Raw genomic sequence first — 20,869 nt, 5'->3', positions numbered from 1 at the left:
ATTTACAGGTTTCTAAAAGAAAGATGGAGTTAATTTAGCGTTTGTTTGGGTTATATTGATTTGGCCATAAATGAACTGTTCCCAGAACAGAGTATCAATTTTCTTTTTTGATTAGTGTGTCAGTCAGAGCACATCCAATATCTGTACCATATAGATCAACAATCATGATATTACTTCGAGGTAGGCCAATACGTTTTATGCTCGTGATGCCATTGTATTCAATAAATTCCCAGTCCCATCCAGTACTTAAAGCTGGGATCAGTGAGGTTGCTCACTCAGTAAAATCATAATGTAGAGTTTGACAATCTTCCATTTGCGTTGATTCAACAATAGATATGAGATGGTGGAGTGTATAGTTCATAAGCTGGTTTTTATTCATTCGATTAAAACTATCTGTTGATATTGTTAAATGAGAGGAGACGGTGACCATGCTACCTGTTCAAATTACTTGAATTGGGGTTCAATAGATACATAACATAAATTATTGCCAATAAAATACTGTTATCTTTAACCGGTTAACTGTAGACAGATAGCACGCAATATTAAGCTATTCTTGAGAGGAGGGGTTATTTAAGTGGAAATTAAGAATTTTTCCTTCTTAATAGAAAAACCACATATTTAAATATTATAAACAAAATGGTTTATATATATAATAAATAATTTCTAGTTCATTGTTTAAAAAATAATTGTAATAAAATCATATGATTTTTTAATTTTTAAAGATTGCTGATTTCTCTTGTGATTAGTCTGGAATAATATGGGTGTTAGGAGATAATAAAAATATTATTTAATTAAATTAATAAGAATATGTAAATTGGATTAAATAATGGGCTTGTTTTGTAATCCCAAAATAATCATTTTTTGGAATAAAATGTGTCCTGTAAAATTTAATATTTTAAAGCATAATCTGCGCATGCAGTATAACAACCTTATAAAGCTTTCTGAAACTATTTTACCCGAATAATTTAAAACTCTCTCAGGCTAAAAAATGTTGTTAATTGGAGTATGAATTCACAATATGCAACTGCGTAAAAATAATTTATGAACGAGGACTAATGAGGGAAAATGGAAAATTGGCAAGAAGATCTACTGTCAGCATCTCTGATTATACAAAATGAATATCAATTGTTTGAAATCGTTAAGTCCACAGCTTTAAAGCTCGGATTTGATTATTGTGCTTATGGTATGCAATCACCCTTATCAATTGCCGAACCAAAAACAGTTATGTTGAATAATTATCCAGAAGCATGGCAGAAGCGTTATATGGAAGGGCAGTATGTGAGGATAGATCCAACCGTACAACATTGTATGATGTCACTCCAACCACTTGTCTGGTCGAGCCAATCTGCGAAGACACAAGCACAAAAAGATTTCTGGGAAGATGCGCGTTCTTATAATTTAAATTTTGGCTGGGCACAATCAAGCCGTGATTTTATCGGTACGCGTGGGATGTTAACGTTAGCAAGATCCGTTGAGGAGTTATCAGAAAAAGAGCAGAAATCTCAATCTATAAATATGTATTGGCTGTCTCAAACAGTGCATTCTAGTATTGCTAAAATTATGAATGACACAGAATTTGCTCGGTTTAATCTTTATTTAACCAATCGTGAAAAAGAAGTACTACGTTGGACAGCTGAAGGTAAAACGTCAGGAGAGATTGCTCAGATACTTGGAGTGACTGAAAGAACAGTAAATTTTCATCTCGTAAATTCAATGCAGAAGCTGAATGTGAATAATAAAATTTCAGCTGCTATCCGGGCAGTGATGTTAGGGATTTTATAGAATTATAGAAATAATCAAGAAAAAGGCTATAAAGTAGTTTTTTGATAAATATAAATCAACCTGTAAATATTTACAGGTGTAATAAAAGATATTAGTACATAAAATAAAATTTGAATTTATTTTTATTAAAATAGATAACTGGTACTTTAATTGAAGAATAACCTAATTTGAAGGTTGAGTATGATTAATTAGGGAAATTATGATTTTAATAGGTATAGATAGTAGTATTGCAACTTGGGGTGATCATAAAATCTTTGAATGAAAATAGAAAAGCTTCTGAGTATTTAGGACAGAAAACTGATGGAATTCAATCTCTCAAATATATAGATGAATATGCGAATTCAATATCAAGCCCCCTTGTTATAGTCCCTAATAAGGTGATTTATGGATAATTTAAATAACGCAAAAAAAGATAATTTTTCACGGAAGACCATATTAGTAACAGGTGCAGCGGGTTTTATTGGTAGTAGATTAATCGTTGAGCTTCTGCATGAAGGTCATCAGGTGATTGCTGCGCTGCGTAATGTCGCAACCAAGAAAGATAAGCTGTTAGGTTTCATTGCAGCAGAAGGGCTGGTCGATCCGTCTATTTCATTTGTCGAATATGATTTAAGCCGCGATTTTAAGCTGGGCTCTTTACTATTAGATGCTCAGACAAAGATCCATGTGATTTATCATCTGGCTGCATCATTTAATTGGGGCATTAGCAAAGCTGAAGCTGAGCGTACCAATATTAAGTCAGGGCTTACTTTGATTGAATGGGCTGCAACATTGACGCAGCTTGAGCGATTTATCTGGATTGGTGGGTATCGTGTGGCTGCTCCGCCGCAAGAATCGGCTGATGAGTTGTATTGCAAACATGGTGGCTATGAAGCTTCAAAAATTTTGGGTTATCAAGCTTTCATTGAAGCCTGTAAGCGTTTAAATGTGCCATGGACTGCAATCAATCCAGCCACAGTCATTGATGGTTTTTATAACTATGGCGATATGCAATATATCGGTATTGCTGACATGATTGATAAGCTCTATCAGGGGCGTCTGCTGGCATTGCCAGGTGGTCGTGACACATTCCTGCCACTATGCAATATGCAGTATATCGTGAGCTTTTTGATCCGAACGATGTCTTATCCTGAGACTATTGCTCAGGAGTATATGTTGCTTGATCCTTCGACGCCGAAATTTCATCGTCTCGTTCACCTAGCTGCCGAGCATTTGGGAGTTAGCACACCACATTTACAAGTACCCAAAGGTCTATTAGAGAAATTACCTGAGGTATTACTTGATGGTTCTAAAGAACAACTCTCTTTCATTTCTACCGAGCACTATCATGTTGCTGGGGCAGAGGCGATGGCAGCGAAAATGGGCATCGCAGACCTGATCAATGTCACTCCTTATTTTTCTCGTTGGGTTGATCGTTTGGTGCTTACACGCTTTGGTCGTATGCAAGTATCAACACCTAGTCATTTCAGCTATCAGAATCGATATTGGACAGAAATCTATACTAAACAGCCGATTAGTTCTGACACATCATCTGCATTATTTTTACATGGGATTCCATTTGATAGTGCATGCTGGTCTCCAATCATCAATAAAATCACATACGATCAGGTCGCTATGATGGACCTGCCGGGACTTGGTCGTTCAGGCAGTTATGAGATGATGGAAGACAACAACCATCAATTTATGGATGCCGCTGCAAAGCTTTTAGCGCCAAATAGTGTTGTTATTGCACATTCGTTAGGATGTCTTTTTGCATTGAATCTTGCAAAGAAATATCCAGATAAAGTTGCACGTCTTATCCTTATATCGCCTTATTTTGTTCAAACACAGGCCGCTAAAATGTTTCAGATAAAAACTATATCTAATCTGATTTTCCGTTTTGTGCCAAAAGATATGATTACTAAAGACCTACATCCAGATGGACAACAAAATCCGTCAGTGAGATATGCGATGGATTCATTACGTCGAGTGTCGGTAGCCAAGCATATTAGTGAGTATATGTACCGTATTAGTTTGCCGCAGCAGCGAGCAACTCAGACAGCTTTGTTAAACGAACTTAGTTCTAAAGTTGAAATCATTGTGGGAGATAAAGATCCAATTGTTACCACAATAAGCTCAGATATCCCTATACATACTATCGCTGGCGCAGGCCATAATCCACACGTTACACATGTAGATGCGGTTTCTGACTATCTCGCATCTGTTCTGATGAAATACAACAGCACTACCGCTTCCTAATGTCTGATCGTGCCCAAGTCTAGATTTATATTTATTTCATTTTAAGGATACTACGAAATTTCATTTGGTCTGGAGCTATTTCCCTACAATGGATCATGTAAATAGATAGACCATAAAAAAATTATGAATCAATGAAAAGAAAAAAGCCCCAGGCTTTCGACTAGGGCCTTTTAAATTTGGAGCGGGAAACGAGACTCGAACTCGCGACCCCAACCTTGGCAAGGTTATGCTCTACCAACTGAGCTATTCCCGCATATATAAGCAGTTTTTACGAAAACTTTCTCAAAAAAAACCAATTTGGAGCGGGAAACGAGACTCGAACTCGCGACCCCAACCTTGGCAAGGTTATGCTCTACCAACTGAGCTATTCCCGCGTGCCGCTTATAATACATTAAGCGAAACATGGGTCAACAACTTTATGCAAATAATTATGCTGATTGCATAAAATAAAAACAGAAATGAGTATTTAGGGGTATTTTTATTGTTAAGTTGCCGAATAAATAGACATTTTGTTTGGAGCCAAAGCATACAAGAGCAACTTTTGTTTATGTGTAGACAGGGTATACTAGGTTCAAATATACGAATAATCGTAAAAGGAAAAGCTATGAGCCTTGAACAACAGTTGATTGAACGGTTACAAAACCTTGCCCCTAGCCATTTAGAAGTCATCAATGAGTCCGCAGGGCATGGTGGTTATTTTCCCGGTAAAGAATCTCATTTTAAAGTGATTATAGTGAGCGATGAATTTAATGGGTTACGTTTGGTTCAACGTCATCAGAAGGTTTATGCCTTAGCTTCAGACTTAATGAATCCCGGCCAAATTCATGCTTTAGCAATTCATGCCTACTTGCCAAGTGAATGGCAAGGTCAAGCACCTGCTAGCCCAGAATGTGCACATGCACCTAAAAACTAAGGGTTAATTCCATGGATGCACATTTACTCACTAAAATTATTCATATGATTACGGTAGCTGCCGCACTTATGGTGTTTGTTTTGCGCGCTTCTACACTGTTTATAGGTGTGCAAGGCCAGCAGCCCAATCCAGCAGGGCGTAAAGTATTAGTTGCCTTACAACATTTGTCGTTTACCGTAGTTTTTATTACGGGTGCAACTTTATTGGTCATGAAGGACTTTCAAGTACAGCCATGGTTTTACGCTAAAATTATTTTATTTTTAGTGCTGTTATCTTCTCTCATGAAAGCCTTTAAAAAAGATGACACTCTTTTATTGGCACAGCGCCGTGCAGGTTTGATCATTAGTGCGATTGCATTTATTGCTATTATTATTTTAGTGATTGTGAAACCTGTTTTTGCTTAATTGTTCTACATTCTTTGCCTTTTTGATTAAGCTCTAGGTTAAACTGCATACAGTAAAAAAATATGCAGAGGGAAAAATGTTAACTCGTGTGGTGTTTAACCAAAAAGGCGGTGTAGGGAAATCAAGTATTACTGTAAATTTGGCTGCAATTAGTGCCAAACATGGTTTAAGGACATTAGTGATTGACCTTGATCCTCAAGCCAACTCTAGTCAGTATCTCTTAGGCGATGAAGCGACCTATTCTGCTGAAAAATCAATTTTAGAACCGAATATCGAAAACTTTTTTGAAGATGTGTTGGGGAACAATCAACAAAAAGGTCTAATCGGTAATGCGCTAGGTTCAATTTTAAAAGCCCCACGAAATAAAGATCTCGACAGTTTTGTACATTCAACTCCTTTTGCAAAATTAGATGTGCTTCCAGCTAGCCCTACACTTGGTGCGCTTGAGCATGCACTTGAAAGTAAACATAAAATTTATAAATTACGTGATTCGATCCAAAACTTAGTTGGACGATATGATCGTATCTATATAGACACGCCACCAGCATTTAACTTCTTTACTTTGTCTGCACTCATTGCGGCAGATAAGGTACTCATTCCTTTCGATTGTGATGTTTTTTCAAAGCGTGCGTTACAAACATTGATTGAAAATGTTCTCGAAACGCAAGATGATCATAATGATCGCTTGGAAATTGAGGGAATTGTGGTGAATCAATTCCAATCCCAAGCAAAATTACCTCGGGAAGTGGTTCAGCAGTTAAAAGATGAAGGGTTGCCTGTGCTTAATAGCATGTTACCGCCTTCGATTTTAATGAAAGAATCGCATCAGAAAAATTTACCTTTGGCCCATTTGGCACCAGAACATAAATTGACTCAGGCTTATGAGACATTATTTGGTGAGATTGAGCCAAAACGATAAGAGAAAAATGATGAAAGGCTTATATATTGCGCCTTTGGTGGCAGCCACTTTACTCCTTGGCGCATGTGCTACAACGGTAAAACCGACTTATGTGTCTCCGACACAATATCAATCTTTGAGCTGCCCACAGTTACAAAGTGAATATAACCGTATTCAGCAATATATCGACAATGGGGTGCAAACTCCAAAAAGTACTGGTATGGGTGTTGGTCTTGGACTCGGGGGTGGCTGGGGACGAGGCGGTTGGGGATTCGGGCCTTCTATTTCTGTAAATATGGGGCAATCTTCTTCAACAAAAAACACCGAACTTTCACGTGTTTTAGGCCAACAAGAAGCGATTGTTCAGGCTGCTCAGTTCAAGAATTGTCCAATTATTGTTCGGAAAAAGACGAATTAATAGCCAATTTGACATCATAATATGCTAATAAAAGCATATTGTGATGAATAAAGTTTAGCAAAATGTTTCATAATAAAATCAATATAAATAAATCAGTTATACATTTTTAAGCTTCTAAAAACCTACGTTTTCTGTAATCAAAAAGCTTCATAAACTTGCTATATTTTGCCTGTTTCGTTTAAGGTGGCCCCATCTTGGATATTATGGAAACTTTATGATTGAGAGTTGGTTTTTTGTATTGGCAATGTTGGCTGTTTTGCTCATTCCGGGGCCGACAAATGCTTTACTTGCAACCGCTGCTCATTTTCAAGGTTTAACTAAAGCATTTTGGCTTATTCCAATGGAATGGTTAGGCTATGCCTATGGTATTAGCTTTTGGGCTGTATTCATTCATTTGGCAGCTCCAGTTTGGCCTGCGCTACTGCTCATTTTGCATATTACAAGTGTGATCTATGTGTTCTGGATGGCATTTCGTTTATGGAAAACCAACCATTTACAAGAATTTAGTCAAACTCACCGTAATATTCGCCCACGTCAATTATTCTTCTCAACTTTGAGAAATCCGAAATCTTTACTATTTGCTGCAGGTATTTTCCCAGCTGAAACATGGAATTCGCCTGAAAATTTTCTTATGGTTTTTGCCGCTTTTACTTTAACTCTTATTCCTGCGGCGAGTTTCTGGATGATTTTTGGACGTGCTCTATTGACAGGTTCAATGCAAAAAATAAAAACCGATCATTTATATAAAGGATCGGCTATGTTACTCATTTTATGTATGCTTCCGGTGGTATTCCGTTTCTTCTAAATCAATCTTAAACGTTGGCTTTCCGGTTTTTTAGTTTTTCACGAATAAAGCCGATGATACCCGGTAAAACACTAATAATAATGATGCCAAAAATAAGATGGGTGAAGTTATCTTTAACGATTGGCATATTTCCAAATAAATAGCCTAACGTCACAAAAGAAGCGACCCAACAAAATGCTCCGATCACATTATAAGTTAAGAAAAACTTATAGTTCATGCTGCCGGCACCAGCAACAAAAGGTGCAAAGGTACGGGCAAATGGAACGAAACGAGCAAAAATGATTGTCTTGCCACCATGGCGAGCAAAGAATTCTTGAGTTTTAATTAAATGTTGCTTATTAATGAATCTGGAATTCATTTCAAACACACGCGGACCGATAAAACGCCCAATATGGTAGTTCACCGTATCGCCTAAAACCGCAGCAATGAAGAGTAGAGTCCCTAACAACCATGGATCCATCGCACCAGTAGAGGCTGCTAAAGCACCGGCTGCGAATAACAAACTATCGCCCGGTAAAAACGGCATGACCACTAAACCGGTTTCGACAAAGATAATTAAAAATAAAATGCCATAAATCCACGTCCCGTAATTTGTAATAAACTCGGCGAGATGCTGATCAACGTGTAGAATAAAATCAAGAAGTTCCATGAGATGTTTAAGTGGTAAACCGTGCTCAAATCCTAGCAGTGAGCCTATAGAAAGTCAGTATAAAACATCAAAAATATACAAATTGATCATCCTGTTTGTGCAACGATATATATGGATTTTGAGTATTTAATTATCAATGTCCTATACCTAGAATGAGCTCATCAATAAATAAGCATTTAAATAAAGGTGGCAAAATGTTTAATCCAAATGTGGTGGTCAAAAATATCGTAACGCAATCAGGCGCAGATAGTTTTATTAGCCTTGTTGCTCGTCTTCTTATCGCTTATATCTTCATTGTTGCTGGTTGGGGGAAAATTACGGGTTATGCAGCAACTGCAGGATATATGGAAGCCATGGGTGTTCCGGGTGGAATTCTCCCATTAGTTATCTTGGTTGAGTTTGGTGGTGGTTTAGCCTTATTGTTTGGTTTCCAAGCACGCTTTGCAGCTTTTGGACTTGGTATCTTCAGTATTTTAACTGCCTTCTTGTTTCACCAAGGTGGGGCTGATGCAGCGGCGCAATATAACAATGGCATCCATTTTATGAAAAACTTAGCTATGGCAGGCGGTTTATTCTTTCTGATGCTTCATGGCGCTGGACGTATTAGTTTGGATCATGCAATCGAGAAATAATATTCAAGACAAAATAAAACCGGATGAGCAATTCATCCGGTTTTTTATTTCTTTATTTTAAAAATTAGAGCATAAATTGGATTTGCAATTCTCCAACCACGAAACCAAGCACTGCACCGACAGCAATTAAGGCCCACTCATCTTCTTTAAATGCAGGACGTAACATCCCTTCAAATTCAGAAGGTGTTAATTTCTGCATACGTTCAATGAGTGTGCTGCGAATATTCATAGCATCTTCTGCATAAGACTCTACATATTTCATCGTCTCTGGAAGCTGTTGCATAATACGTTCAGCAACTTGTGATTTCATATTCTGATATTTTTCTCCGCCAATTGCATATACAACTAAGGGACGAATCACCCCAGCTTGCATATCAATTTCTTGTTTGACATGGCGGTTAACCAGATCAATAACACGTGCAGAATGTGTACCGGAAAATAGCTCTTCCATCATATGACGTGAAGTTAAAAGCTGTTTTGAAATTAAAGCTGCATAGTCAGCTGCAACTTCATTTTGACGTTTAATGAACAGCCCTTGCCATGTGTAACCCAAGATCTTTTTAGGATAGAGCGGTCTAAACATCATTTGCAGTGCAATCCAGTCACTGAAAAAACCAACAAAGCCACCAAACATTGGCAGCATCCAAGGATACTTTCCTTGAGTGACAATCCAGCACAACATCTGAATCACACCAATACCGAAACCAAATACAAAACCAACATTACTGAAAAATTTAAATTCTTGTTTGCCTACGCGTTTAAAAATATTGTTGAGTAGGCGTTTGTCTTTAAGTAAGTTGCTGATAACTAAGTTTTTAATATCAAAATATCGGTTCACATCACGCTGTACTTCACTCATGATGTGTTCAACAATCTCCGGTGCTTTGGATTGCACGCGACGAATAAGTCTTTGGCGAGCAAATTCTGGCATGCCTTCCCATAAACCGGGCTGATATTCTTGAGCGACGTCGCGGGTAATATCTTCAGCTGCCGCAAGTAGTGGTTTTTCTATTTCTTTGGCAATACGTTTAGGATCTAGGCGTGCAAAAATTTCTTCAGGTTTAATGAGCTTGGCTGTCATGAGTTCAACAGCAATAGTTGCCATCTTTTCTGCTTTGCGAGGCACAATACCTTGCCAACCCAAAAATGGTTTAATACCTTTAAATTCAAGTGGCGAAAACATCATCTGGATAGCAATCACTTTGGTGATATAGCCAATTAAACCACTCATAAAAGGAATAGAGATATACAACCAAAAATGTTGCTGGAAATCTGCAATCATAGTTTGAAGCATTGTTGTTCCTTAGATTTCTATTGATTTTGATAGGGGGCAACAAGCCATAAAAATGGATAATTGTTTAAGCACAGACAAATATCGCTTATGGTATTTACCTTTCCATGGTAATGCCTGTTTTATCGGGTAATCTTATCATCAAATTCATGGTGATGTTGCATAGAATGTGATGAATTTATCAATACACAGAGAGTTTTTAAGTCTACGCCATATATTTGATAAATATAAGTAAATTTTAATTTATATCAAACAATCTAATTGTAGAAATGATTCTGATATGAAAAAAATAAGATATATGATGATTTGCGGTGCGCCGAAGCGTGAAAAATGTTAAAATGGCGCGCTTAATTCTTTTGCCATTTAGTGGTTTGTCATGACTACCAATACTCAAATTACTGAAGATCGTATCCTGATTCTGGATTTCGGCTCTCAATATAGTCAGCTCATTGCACGTCGTGTGCGTGAAGCTGGTGTTTACTCTGAAATGTATGCTTTTGATATGTCTGAAGAAGACATTCGCGCTTTTAAGCCAAATGGCATTATTTTGTCAGGTGGACCTGAGAGTGTGCATGAAGAAGGCAGCCCTCGTGCACCACAAGTGGTGTTTGAGTTAGGCGTTCCAGTATTGGGTATTTGCTATGGCCTGCAAACCATGTCTGAACAGTTAGGCGGTAAAGTTGAGCCGGGTACTGTGCATGAGTTTGGTTATGCTGAAGTTGATATCGTTAAACGCGACCAACTGATTGGTAACTTACAAGACCGTGAAAACCAACTTCATGTTTGGATGAGTCATGGTGATAAAGTTAGCCAGATTCCAGAAGGCTTTAGCATTACTGCAAGCACACCAAGTTGTCCAGTTGCTGCTGTAAGTGATGAAGCACGTCGTTTCTATGGCGTGCAATTCCACCCAGAAGTAACGCACACGGCAAAAGGTGAAGAGTTACTTGCAAACTTCGTTCATAAAATTTGTGGATGTGGTGGACTTTGGACACCTGAACACATCATTGATTTACGCGTAGAGCAATTACGTGAACAAATCGGTGATGAAAAAGTTCTTTTAGGTCTTTCTGGCGGTGTTGATTCATCTGTCGTTGCTGCGCTTTTACATAAAGCAATTGGCGACCAGTTAACATGTGTATTCGTTGACAACGGTTTACTTCGTTTAAACGAAGGTGACCAAGTGATGCAAATGTTTGCTGAAAACATGGGTATCCGTGTTATTCGTGCAGATGCTGAACAACGTTTCTTAACTGCATTGGCCGGCGAAGTTGATCCAGAGAAAAAACGTAAAATTATTGGTCGTGAGTTCATTGAAGTTTTTGCTGAAGAAGCACGTAAACTTGATGGCGTGAAATTCTTGGCGCAAGGTACGATTTACCCAGACGTAATCGAATCTGCTGCAAGCAAACAAGGTAAAGCACACGTTATTAAATCTCACCATAACGTGGGCGGTTTACCAGACGATTTAGAATTTGAATTGGTAGAGCCATTACGTGACTTGTTCAAAGATGAGGTACGTAAATTAGGTACTACACTTGGCTTGCCACACAGCATGATTTACCGTCATCCATTCCCGGGCCCTGGTTTAGGCGTTCGTATTCTGGGTGAAGTGAAAAAAGAATATGCAGATATTCTTCGTCTTGCTGATGACATCTTCATGCAAGAGCTTCGCGACAGTGGTTGGTATGATAAAACTGCTCAAGCATTTGCCGTATTCCAACCGGTTAAGTCAGTTGGTGTGGTAGGTGATGGTCGTCGTTACGCATGGGTGATTGCACTTCGTGCAGTTGAAACAGTTGACTTTATGACAGCTCGTTTTGCACATTTACCATACGAATTGGTTGATAAAATCTCAACGCGTATTATGAATGAAATTAAAGATGTATCACGTGTTGTATACGACGTGTCATCTAAACCACCAGCAACAATTGAGTGGGAATAATTTTCCTCTGTTTGTTGGTAAAGAAAAGGACGCATTAGCGTCCTTTTTTATTACTTAACTTTTAAAGATGAAAATTAATTTTCTGTAATTAAAAACTTTGATTGTCTCATTCATAGCACCCTGTGTATTACTAAAAGACTATATTGAATAATGAGTGTATTGTTAAGATCATTAGAACAACTCATTGCAAAAGCATAGGTAAAAGAGAGTAATATCATGAGCAATAATAATGATTACGATATTTCTGATTCAAAGGATTGCGAGAAATTTGCCAATCAATTTATTCAAGAATTTCCAATTCGCTCTGCTGAAATTGGACAGGGGACAGTCATTAAGCGGGCTTTACCTAGCCGCCAAAAACGAATGATTGGTGCGTGGTGTTTCTTAGATCATGCGGGCCCAGTAACTTTTCCAGCGGGCGATGGTTTAGATGTTGGTCCTCATCCTCATATTGGTTTGCAAACCTTCACGTGGATGATTGAAGGCACCATGATGCATACCGATAGCTTAGGTTCAAAACAACTCATTCGTCCTAAGCAAGTTAACTTAATGACAGCAGGTCACGGAATTTCACATACAGAAGTTGCACCTGATACAGAAACTCAAATGCACGCTGCTCAGCTCTGGATTGCCTTACCGGATGATAAGCGCAATATGGATCCGAAATTTGAACATTACCCTGAACTCCCTGTAGTTGAAAAAGATGGTCTAGAATTTACTGTGCTTGTCGGTGAGTATTTAGCAACGACTTCTCCAGTTGTGGTCCATACGCCGTTAGTTGGTGTTGATTTAATTGCTACTCAAGATACAAAAACTCGTATTCCACTAAACCCTAATTATGAATACGGTTTTATGGCGCTTGAAGGTGTTGCCCATGTGAATGGCCACGAGTTAACTGCTGACAACATGGTGGTCTTAGATACTGGTCTTAGTGAAATCGAGATCGAAGTAAAAAAAGGCAATCGTATTCTTTTGATTGGCGGTGAACCGTTTGAAACTCCAATTTTGCTATGGTGGAACTTTGTTGCACGTACAATGGATGATTTAAAAGAAGCCCGTGAGCAATGGATTAGCCATGATGCGCGTTTTGGTGAAATTCCAGATTATGTAGGTGCGCGTTTAGAAGCACCTGTTCTTTCAGATCAAATGAGAGCATCAAAATGACAGCAGTAATCGCAAGCAGTAAAGCAAAGCCCCTTGCTGGACAATGGAAGGGTGAAATCACGAGTGGTCGCCATCAATATTTTTGTGATGAGCCAGAGAAGTTGGAAGGACAAGATCAAGGTCCAGCGCCGTATGATTTACTCACTGGAAGTTTGGCCGCTTGTACGCTCATTACTTTAAGAATGTATGCAAAGCATAAGGGTTATGATTTTGGTGAATTTTCGGTTGAAATCGATTTTCATACCAATAGAGAGCATGAGGAACATATTGAACGTCGTATTGTTTTTAAAGACTTACCCGATGAAGAACTTCAACAAAAAATCTTGTTGGTGTGTGGGAAAACCCCAGTCACTAAAACTTTGTTACGTAGTTTAGACATTCATACTGTGCTCGTTACAGCGTAAAAATGCTATTTTGTTGAGGTGGATGATTTTATATCCATCCCACAAATGGAATAAAACAGCATGTTCACATGCTGTTTTTTATGTAAAAAGAAAAATAAAAGCAGGCATTAACATGATTAGTGTGCACCACCTGGAATGTTCGCGATCGTTTCGAATTTTATGGGCTTTAGAAGAGTTAGGCTTAAATTATGATATTCATTATTATCAACGCTTACCTAACTACTCTGCTCCAGAAACATTGAAATGTATTCACCCATTAGGCAAAGCTCCAATTTTGACTGATGATGAGCAAGTCATCGCAGAATCTGCTGTGATCTTAGAATATTTACAGCAGCGTTATGATCAGAAACAACAATTTAAACCTACAGAACCTCAAGATTTACAGCAGTATATTTACTGGATGCATTATGCAGAAGGTTCACTAATGCCGTTATTGGTGATGACTTTGGTCATGAATAGTGTAAACAAGCATGTGCCATGGTTAATTCAACCAGTAGCTAAAAAAATCACAGAAGGTGTAAAGGCAAATTTTGTTCGCCCTCGTATGAAAGATCATATTAGTTTTTTAGAAAACTATTTGGCTGAGCACGAATATTTCGCAGGTGATTTTTCATTTGCTGATATTCAAATGAGCTTTCCTTTGGAGGCTTTACAATCTCGCTTGCAGGGTAAATATCCTCATATTCAAGCTTTTTTATATCGTATTCAGCAAAGACCCGCGTTTCAAAAAGCGAAACAAAAGGGGATTGGTTCTAGTGAAAGGAATTGCGTTGATATTTAAAAGAAAAGGAACAAATATTTGTTCCTTTTTTATTTTCATTTTACTTGCGTTTGATTACGATGGAGTCAATACCACTGTGTTGTAAGGTCTGCTGAGCAGCCAATGCAGCTTCTTGAGTATCATAAGGTCCAGAAATAACACGATACCATGTTTGGCCATTCTCAGTACTTTTAACTACGTCAGCAGATAAGCCATTTAAAATGATTTCTGCACGGCGGGCATCGGCCTGATCAGGGTCGTTATAACTACGAACTTGTAAAATATAAGTAGGTTGCTGAGGAATATTAGCTGATTGTTCACTATCAATTCCTGCACTTTCAGAGGCAGCTGGTTGAGTTGTGCTTGGTGCCTCAACAATCATAGCAGTGCCTTGATTTTTACTTTCAGGGATTGCTTGTTCAGGAATAGGAGTGACCTGTTGCTGAGGTAATAGATCGTAGAAACGATAGTCTTTATTGGTATCTTCTTCTTGATAATGTTCAGAGGTAATCTGATTTTTCGCAGGAACAGGTTGCCAAGGTTTCCAAAGCATAAGCATTACAGCGATACATAAGACCGCCAAAATAGCGACAAGTGTCCCTAACCATTTGGGAATTAGGGGCTTTTTAGGCTTATTAGGTCTTTCAGATACACCGCGTTGCGTTTTGCCAAACACGTGGATTATTCCTCTGTATTTTGATTGTTTTTTAATTCGAGTTTGATTCTCGTCTTACGATGCTAAAAACAGGGGTTTGTACTGATAGTTTAACTGTACAAACCACCGCTTACTATATTGCATGACCTTTGTTTCGATGTCATGCAATATATTTATTACATAGATTCTGGTGCAGATACACCAAGTAATTCTAAACCATTACGCAACACTTGTTGTACATTGATTGAAAGTAATAAACGGGCTTGTGTAAGCTCTGCATCATCGCTTAATACTTTATGTTCATTGTACCAACCATGGAACAGGGCAGCTAACTCTTTTAAGTAGTTACCAACCTGATGAGGTTCATATGCATTTGCAGCACGTACCACCGCATCTGGGTAAGCTGCCAGTTTAGCAAGAATCTCGGTTTCTGCATCAAGAGATAAGCGTGCTGCATGTGGGCGAGCAGTATTTACATCAAATTGTAAGCCTGTGCTTGCTGCTTTTTCTAACATACGGCAAATACGTGCATGTGCATATTGAATATAGTACACAGCATTGTCTTTACTTTGTGAAACAGCAAGGTCGAGGTCAAAGTCAATGTGTTGTTCACTTTTACGCATCACATAGTAGAAACGAGCTGCGTCATTGCCAACTTCTTTACGTAAGTCGCGTAAAGTCACAAACTGACCTGAACGAGATGACATTTGAACCATCTCACCGCCACGCCATAAACTTACGAACTGAACTAAAAGTACAGTTAGTTTTTTAGAGTCATAACCCATTGCATCAATTGCCGCTTTTACGCGAGAAATATAGCCATGGTGGTCAGAACCCCAAATATCGATAAGGTCAGTATAACCACGTTGTAATTTATTTAAGTGGTATGCAATGTCAGATGCAAAGTAAGTGGTTTGGCCATTACGACGCTTAACAACACGGTCTTTTTCATCGCCAAATTCAGTCGATTTAAACCAGATGTTGCCATCTTTTTCATAAAGGAAGCCACGTTGATCTAGGGTTTCTAAAGCTTCATCAATTTTCGCGCTAAGAGATGCTTCACTAAACCATTGATTGAATGTTACACCAAAGTCCGCAAGGTCATCTTTAATATCATCTAAAATGGCATGAAGCGCTGCTTGGTGGAATACGCGGTAGCCTTCACCTAACAATTGTTGTGAGTTGGCAATAAGGCCATCAATATGCTTTTCTTTATCACCAGATAACACAACTTTGTTGCCTTCGCTATCTAGCTCTTCAGCATATTGCACATCTTCTGGTACATCTTTATAAACATTCGCAACTTCACGAACGTAAGCATCGCCATCTTTATCAATAATGCTTTGTGCGATTTCTTTAACGTAATCGCCTTGATATGCATTTTTAGGGAATACAAGGTTTTGCCCAAGTAATTCCAAATAACGTAAATAAGTAGAAGTCGCCAAAATGTCCATTTGACGGCCAGCATCATTCACGTAGTACTCACGGTCAACTTTAGCACCCGTTGCTTCAAGTAAATTAGCAACAGTCATACCATATGCCGCACCACGTCCATGACCTACATGTAGACTAGACGTTGGGTTTGCAGAAACAAATTCAACTTGGATCTTTTTCGCTGCATTTGCTTGGCTACGACCAAAAATTTCTTTTTGTGCCTGAATTTGGTCAAGAATAGCAAAGCGCTGGTCTGCATTTAAAAAGAAGTTAATAAATCCGGGACCTGCGATTTCAGCTTTACTGATGTCGGCCACTTCTGGTAGCGCAGCTAGAACTTTCTCAGCTAAATCGCGTGGTTTCATACCAGCAGCTTTCGAACCGATCATGGCAATATTAGAAGCAAAGTCGCCATGGCTTCGGTCTTTGGTGCGTGTTAAGTTGCTTGTGTTTTTCCAGTCGGAAGGAAGCACCCCTTCTTGTTGAAGAGTTTGCACTGCATGGTCGAGAGCTGCTTGTATTGCCGTATTCATATCAATCGAAAATAGATGTCGCAGAAAAACGTTAAATATAGCAAATTTCCGATGACTTAGGGGAGGGGATTTAATATTCCACTAATTCTTTCTGCAAATTACTGATGATTATTTTTTAAATGAATGTTGGCTGGTGAATAACCTTATTATTCTGAAAATTAAGAATTACAAACCTTTTGGGTAGTTTTGATTTATAAAATCCGTGTTAAATTTAAGATTATTTCCTGTGGAAATACCTCTCACTAATAAATCATATAATTATGGCTTTCAAAATGGAGGAAATAAAAGAAATTTTTAAAAAAATGAAAATAATAAACTATTGATTTTTATTGTTTATTTTTGAACATGTTTTAACTAAATAGTGTTTAATTTTGACATCACGGTTTAAAATATCTATTTTGAACGAATTAGGCTTAAGCTTATACGCACAAAGAGTTTTAGAGACCATACAAAACGTGTTTTTCTCTACTCTAAGCTGGAAAATGAGATAGGCAATGATATCAGGACACCCAAGTAAACATCCCCTTTATATTCCATATGCAGGTTTTACACTTTTAGAGTTACCCCTTTTAAATAAAGGTTCGGCTTTCACTGAAGAAGAAAGAAGTAACTTTAACTTACACGGTTTACTCCCCCATATTATTGAGACTATTGAAGAGCAGAGCCAGCGCTCTTATCAGCAGTATTGCGCTTTTACTGACGATATTAACCGTCATATTTATCTGCGTAATATCCAAGATACCAATGAAACCTTGTTCTATCATTTAATCGAAAATCATCTTGAAGAAATGATGCCGATTATTTATACCCCAACCGTGGGTGAGGCATGTCAACGCTTCTCTGATATCTATCGTCGTCATCGTGGTGTTTTTATTTCATATCCAGATCGTGATGTGATTGATGATATTTTGCAAAACGTAAATAAAAATAATGTAAAAGTGATCGTGATTACTGATGGTGAACGTATCTTAGGTCTTGGTGACCAAGGCATTGGTGGTATGGGTATTCCTATTGGGAAACTTTCACTCTACACCGCTTGTGGTGGAATTAGCCCAGCGTATACATTGCCAATCACAATTGATGTAGGGACGAATAATCCACAATTGTTAAATGACCCAATCTATATGGGTTGGCGTCAGCCACGTATTAGTGGTGATGAATATTACGCATTTGTCGATATGGTGATTGAAGCTGTAAAGCGTCGTTGGCCAAAAGCATTAATTCAGTTTGAAGATTTCGCACAAAAAAATGCGATGCCACTTTTAGAAAAATATCGCGATAAAATTTGTTGTTTTAATGACGATATTCAAGGAACAGCGGCGGTATCTGTAGGTAGTTTGATTGCTGCGAGCCGTGCAGCGGGCAAACAATTAAAAGATCAAACAATTGCTTTCTTAGGTGCAGGCTCAGCAGGTTGTGGCATTGCAGAGCAAATTGTTGCGCAAATGGTTGCTGAAGGTTTGACGGACGCTGAAGCACGTGCACGCGTTTACATGGTGGATCGCTTTGGTTTGATTACCGAAAATCAGCCAAACCTATTAGATTTCCAACGTAAGTTAGCGCAAAAAGCTGAGGTGGTTGATCAGTGGGGCAATATCGAAGAAGTGATTTCACTACTTGATGTTGTTAAAAACGCTAAGCCTACAGTGTTAATTGGGGTTTCTGGTCAACCGGGTCTGTTTACAGAAGAGATTATCAAGACCATGGCGGCGAATTGTGAGCGCCCAATTGTCATGCCATTGTCTAATCCAACTTCTCGTGTTGAAGCAGTACCGGCTGATATTGTGGAGTGGACTGAAGGTAGAGCATTAATTGCAACAGGTAGCCCGTTTGCTCCTGTTAATCATCACGGCAAACTTTATAATATTTCTCAGTGTAATAACTCGTACATTTTCCCAGGCATTGGTTTGGGTGTGGTGGCATCAGGTGCTAAACGTGTTACTGAAAATATGTTAATGGCTTCAAGTAGTGCTTTAGCGAATTGCTCACCATTACTGAAAGATCCACAAGCTGATCTATTACCACCTTTAGGTGAAATTCAGCAAGTTTCTAAAGTGATTGCATTTGAAGTTGCGAAAGCTGCCATGGCAGATGGAGTGGCCGTAACCATTAGCGATGATTTGCTTAAGCAGAAGATTGATCAATCATTCTGGAAACCTGAATATCGCAAATATAAGCGTATTCCTTTCTAAGAATGAGAATGTAAAAAGAGGAGCTTAAGCTCCTCTTTTTTTATTTTATCCTTCTAAAATTTCTTCGAGTAATTCTTCGCTAGGTGCAAAATAGTAAGCACCATCAAGCGGGGTCACGAAATGCAATAAGCGATCGTGAATACCATCTCCACTTGTACCGAACATACGTTTTAACATGGCATCAATAATGTTCAGGTCCTTGGTGTAGGCAATAAAAAATAAACCTTGATCGCCTCTGCCGTCGCCATAAGGGAGACTATGACGCAAGATTTCCATTTCTTCGCCTTCATCGTCTTCAACAACAGTACGGGCGACATGGGCGTTTTCCGGTTTAACGTCATCATCTAATTCAATAGATTCAAGCTTGGTACGGCCCATGACATTTTCTTGAGCATCGACTTTAAGTTTTTTCCATTTTTCTAAGTCGTGTGCATAGCGCTGTGCGAAAATGAAACTACCATCAGCAAATACACCAGCCTCTTCGGGTAGAAGAGCTGTTTCTGCGCGGTCATCTGGAAATTGAGGATTTTCTGTACCGTCTATAAAGCCTGTAATATCTCGGCCATCGAAATAACGGAAGCAAACACGCTCATCAAGAACTTCCACTTTATCCTTAATACCTTCAAAAAATGCTTGGCTTAATGCAAAACAAATATCAGAACGCATGCTGGCAATATGAATAAGCACATCAGCTGGTACAACTGGCATGTTAAATGCGCCATTTTCTGGTTCAAGTTGTTTAAAGCCAGCAGGAGATTGACTGTAAAGTTGCTTCCAAAGTTCTGGACCAAAAGCGACTGCTGTTTTAATTTGCGCGTCTGAATGCTGAGTAATGAGACGGTCGCGTGTTTCAAACAACGCTTCAATTTGTTCTTTTAATTCATCAATTGATAAGTCTTTTAAACGAAGAACAATAAAACGGGCATGATCTGATGGCAACGGCAAAATGACAGATTGAGCAGTCATTGGAAGGTATCTCCTCAATTATAATTTAGTATGAGCTGTAATTATTGTGCCTGATGCGAAGAGCGGTTAGTAGTCTATTTCTTGATTTTATTGTTTGAATTCTCATCAATATCGTTTTATAAAACAGTATAATTCCACTTTTATTGTCTATTTTTACTATGTCTTTGCAAGTTTGGTTTGCCTATATGTTGGCCTGTTGGGTCATTAGTATCTCTCCGGGTGCTGGAGCTATTGCTTCAATGTCGAGTGGTCTAAATTATGGCTTTAGACATGGTTACTGGAATGTGATTGGGATGCAAATTGCTTTGCTGCTTCAAATTATGGTGGTGGCAGCAGGTGTTGGGGTCTTATTTGCAACGACTCCTTTAGCTTTTCAGTTTATTAAATGGTTCGGTGTGGCGTATTTGTTATATCTTGCTTATTCGCAGTGGACAGCACCTGTGAAAGATATAGAAATTCAACAAGAAAAAAGAGATAAGTCTGCTTCGGCTTTGCTATTAAATGGTTTTGTGATCAATATTAGTAATCCTAAAGCGATCGTGTTTCTATTGGCTGTGTTGCCGCAGTTTTTGGATTTGAGTAAGCCTCAATGGATACAGTATCTAATTATGGCAGCCACTATGATTACGATTGATTTGATAGTAATGGCAGGATACACGGGATTGGCGTCAAAGGTTTTAAGATTGCTTCGATCCCCTAGACAGCAAAAATATTTAAATCGGGGCTTTGCTGTGATGTTTAGTTGTGCGGCTTTATTATTAAGCACAGTTCATCAGGCGTCCTAAT

19 protein-coding genes, 2 tRNA genes and 1 pseudogene are annotated in these 20,869 nt (G+C 38.5%); 14 read left to right on the top strand and 8 right to left on the bottom strand.

Annotated features, from left to right (window positions below; all coding sequences use genetic code 11):
• Positions 1-12: 12 nt before the first annotated feature.
• A pseudogene (locus F931_RS0103950) lies at positions 13-430 on the bottom strand (DUF4902 domain-containing protein).
• 635 nt (positions 431-1,065) lie between these two features.
• Here F931_RS0103950 and abaR point away from each other — a divergent pair.
• On the top strand, positions 1,066-1,782 hold the full coding sequence (gene abaR, locus F931_RS17480; protein WP_016142523.1) for a LuxR family transcriptional regulator AbaR: 717 nt from the start codon (positions 1,066-1,068) through the stop codon (positions 1,780-1,782).
• 384 nt (positions 1,783-2,166) lie between these two features.
• The gene (locus F931_RS17475; protein ID WP_016142522.1) at positions 2,167-4,020 is read left to right on the top strand and encodes an alpha/beta fold hydrolase; all 1,854 of its coding nucleotides are present in this window, start codon (positions 2,167-2,169) and stop codon (positions 4,018-4,020) included.
• A 177-nt stretch (positions 4,021-4,197) separates the two neighbouring features.
• Here F931_RS17475 and F931_RS17470 read toward each other — a convergent pair.
• Positions 4,198-4,273, bottom strand: a tRNA-Gly gene (locus F931_RS17470).
• Positions 4,274-4,318: 45 nt separating this feature from the next.
• Positions 4,319-4,394, bottom strand: a tRNA-Gly gene (locus F931_RS17465).
• A gap of 230 nt (positions 4,395-4,624) precedes the next feature.
• Here F931_RS17465 and bolA point away from each other — a divergent pair.
• From bolA to F931_RS17440, 5 genes are all read left to right on the top strand, one after another.
• Entirely contained in the window at positions 4,625-4,933 is a 309-nt protein-coding gene (gene bolA / locus F931_RS17460; protein WP_016142521.1) for a BolA family protein, read from the top strand.
• Between the two features lie 11 nt (positions 4,934-4,944).
• Entirely contained in the window at positions 4,945-5,337 is a 393-nt protein-coding gene (locus F931_RS17455; protein ID WP_016142520.1) for a SirB2 family protein, read from the top strand.
• 76 nt (positions 5,338-5,413) lie between these two features.
• Positions 5,414-6,256, top strand: a complete 843-nt coding sequence (locus F931_RS17450; RefSeq protein ID WP_009387679.1) for a ParA family protein — start codon at positions 5,414-5,416, stop codon at positions 6,254-6,256.
• 10 nt (positions 6,257-6,266) lie between these two features.
• Positions 6,267-6,653 carry a hypothetical protein gene (locus tag F931_RS17445; RefSeq protein WP_016142519.1) on the top strand — a complete coding sequence of 129 codons (387 nt, stop codon included), beginning with the start codon at positions 6,267-6,269 and terminating at the stop codon, positions 6,651-6,653.
• Positions 6,654-6,867: 214 nt separating this feature from the next.
• Positions 6,868-7,458 carry a LysE family translocator gene (locus F931_RS17440; protein WP_016142518.1) on the top strand — a complete coding sequence of 197 codons (591 nt, stop codon included), beginning with the start codon at positions 6,868-6,870 and terminating at the stop codon, positions 7,456-7,458.
• A 7-nt stretch (positions 7,459-7,465) separates the two neighbouring features.
• Here the strand turns inward: F931_RS17440 and dedA are convergent, their stop codons facing one another.
• Entirely contained in the window at positions 7,466-8,107 is a 642-nt protein-coding gene (gene dedA / locus F931_RS17435) for a DedA family protein (protein ID WP_016142517.1), read from the bottom strand.
• 194 nt (positions 8,108-8,301) lie between these two features.
• On the opposite strand from dedA, the gene F931_RS17430 reads away from it, so the two are divergent.
• On the top strand, positions 8,302-8,739 hold the full coding sequence (locus F931_RS17430) for a DoxX family protein (RefSeq protein WP_016142516.1): 438 nt from the start codon (positions 8,302-8,304) through the stop codon (positions 8,737-8,739).
• Between the two features lie 64 nt (positions 8,740-8,803).
• Here the strand turns inward: F931_RS17430 and F931_RS17425 are convergent, their stop codons facing one another.
• Entirely contained in the window at positions 8,804-10,021 is a 1,218-nt protein-coding gene (locus F931_RS17425) for a DUF445 domain-containing protein (RefSeq protein WP_171067955.1), read from the bottom strand.
• Positions 10,022-10,406: 385 nt separating this feature from the next.
• Here F931_RS17425 and guaA point away from each other — a divergent pair, with 385 nt between their 5' ends.
• The 4 genes from guaA to F931_RS17405 all read left to right on the top strand — a co-directional run bounded on the left by guaA (position 10,407) and on the right by F931_RS17405 (position 14,324).
• Positions 10,407-11,975, top strand: coding sequence for a glutamine-hydrolyzing GMP synthase (gene guaA, locus F931_RS17420; RefSeq protein WP_016142514.1), 1,569 nt, complete (start codon positions 10,407-10,409; stop codon positions 11,973-11,975).
• Between the two features lie 216 nt (positions 11,976-12,191).
• Positions 12,192-13,139 carry a pirin family protein gene (locus tag F931_RS17415; protein ID WP_016142513.1) on the top strand — a complete coding sequence of 316 codons (948 nt, stop codon included), beginning with the start codon at positions 12,192-12,194 and terminating at the stop codon, positions 13,137-13,139.
• Entirely contained in the window at positions 13,136-13,543 is a 408-nt protein-coding gene (locus F931_RS17410) for an OsmC family protein (protein WP_016142512.1), read from the top strand. The genes F931_RS17415 and F931_RS17410 overlap by 4 nt, the downstream gene beginning before the upstream one ends.
• A gap of 112 nt (positions 13,544-13,655) precedes the next feature.
• The gene (locus F931_RS17405; RefSeq protein ID WP_016142511.1) at positions 13,656-14,324 is read left to right on the top strand and encodes a glutathione S-transferase; all 669 of its coding nucleotides are present in this window, start codon (positions 13,656-13,658) and stop codon (positions 14,322-14,324) included.
• A gap of 40 nt (positions 14,325-14,364) precedes the next feature.
• On the opposite strand, the gene F931_RS17400 is transcribed toward F931_RS17405, so the two are convergent.
• Together F931_RS17400 and argS are read right to left on the bottom strand one after the other, a co-directional pair.
• Positions 14,365-14,979: an SPOR domain-containing protein gene (locus F931_RS17400; protein WP_016142510.1), complete on the bottom strand. Its 615-nt coding sequence runs from the start codon at positions 14,977-14,979 to the stop codon at positions 14,365-14,367.
• A gap of 155 nt (positions 14,980-15,134) precedes the next feature.
• Positions 15,135-16,925, bottom strand: coding sequence for an arginine--tRNA ligase (argS, locus tag F931_RS17395; protein ID WP_016142509.1), 1,791 nt, complete (start codon positions 16,923-16,925; stop codon positions 15,135-15,137).
• A gap of 494 nt (positions 16,926-17,419) precedes the next feature.
• Between argS and sfcA the strand changes: the two genes are divergently transcribed.
• Positions 17,420-19,117 carry an NAD-dependent malic enzyme gene (gene sfcA / locus F931_RS17390; RefSeq protein ID WP_016142508.1) on the top strand — a complete coding sequence of 566 codons (1,698 nt, stop codon included), beginning with the start codon at positions 17,420-17,422 and terminating at the stop codon, positions 19,115-19,117.
• Between the two features lie 45 nt (positions 19,118-19,162).
• On the opposite strand, the gene F931_RS17385 is transcribed toward sfcA, so the two are convergent.
• Positions 19,163-20,083, bottom strand: a complete 921-nt coding sequence (locus tag F931_RS17385; RefSeq protein WP_016142507.1) for a Dyp-type peroxidase — start codon at positions 20,081-20,083, stop codon at positions 19,163-19,165.
• Between the two features lie 158 nt (positions 20,084-20,241).
• On the opposite strand from F931_RS17385, the gene F931_RS17380 reads away from it, so the two are divergent.
• Complete coding sequence (locus tag F931_RS17380) at positions 20,242-20,868, top strand: LysE family transporter (protein ID WP_016142506.1); 627 nt, start codon at positions 20,242-20,244, stop codon at positions 20,866-20,868.
• The last annotated feature ends 1 nt before the right edge of the window (position 20,869 follow it).

The sequence above is a fragment of the Acinetobacter pittii ANC 4050 genome (genome assembly GCF_000399685.1).
GTDB lineage: Bacteria > Pseudomonadota > Gammaproteobacteria > Pseudomonadales > Moraxellaceae > Acinetobacter > Acinetobacter pittii_E.
This window is presented reverse-complemented; position numbering and strand designations above follow the sequence as displayed.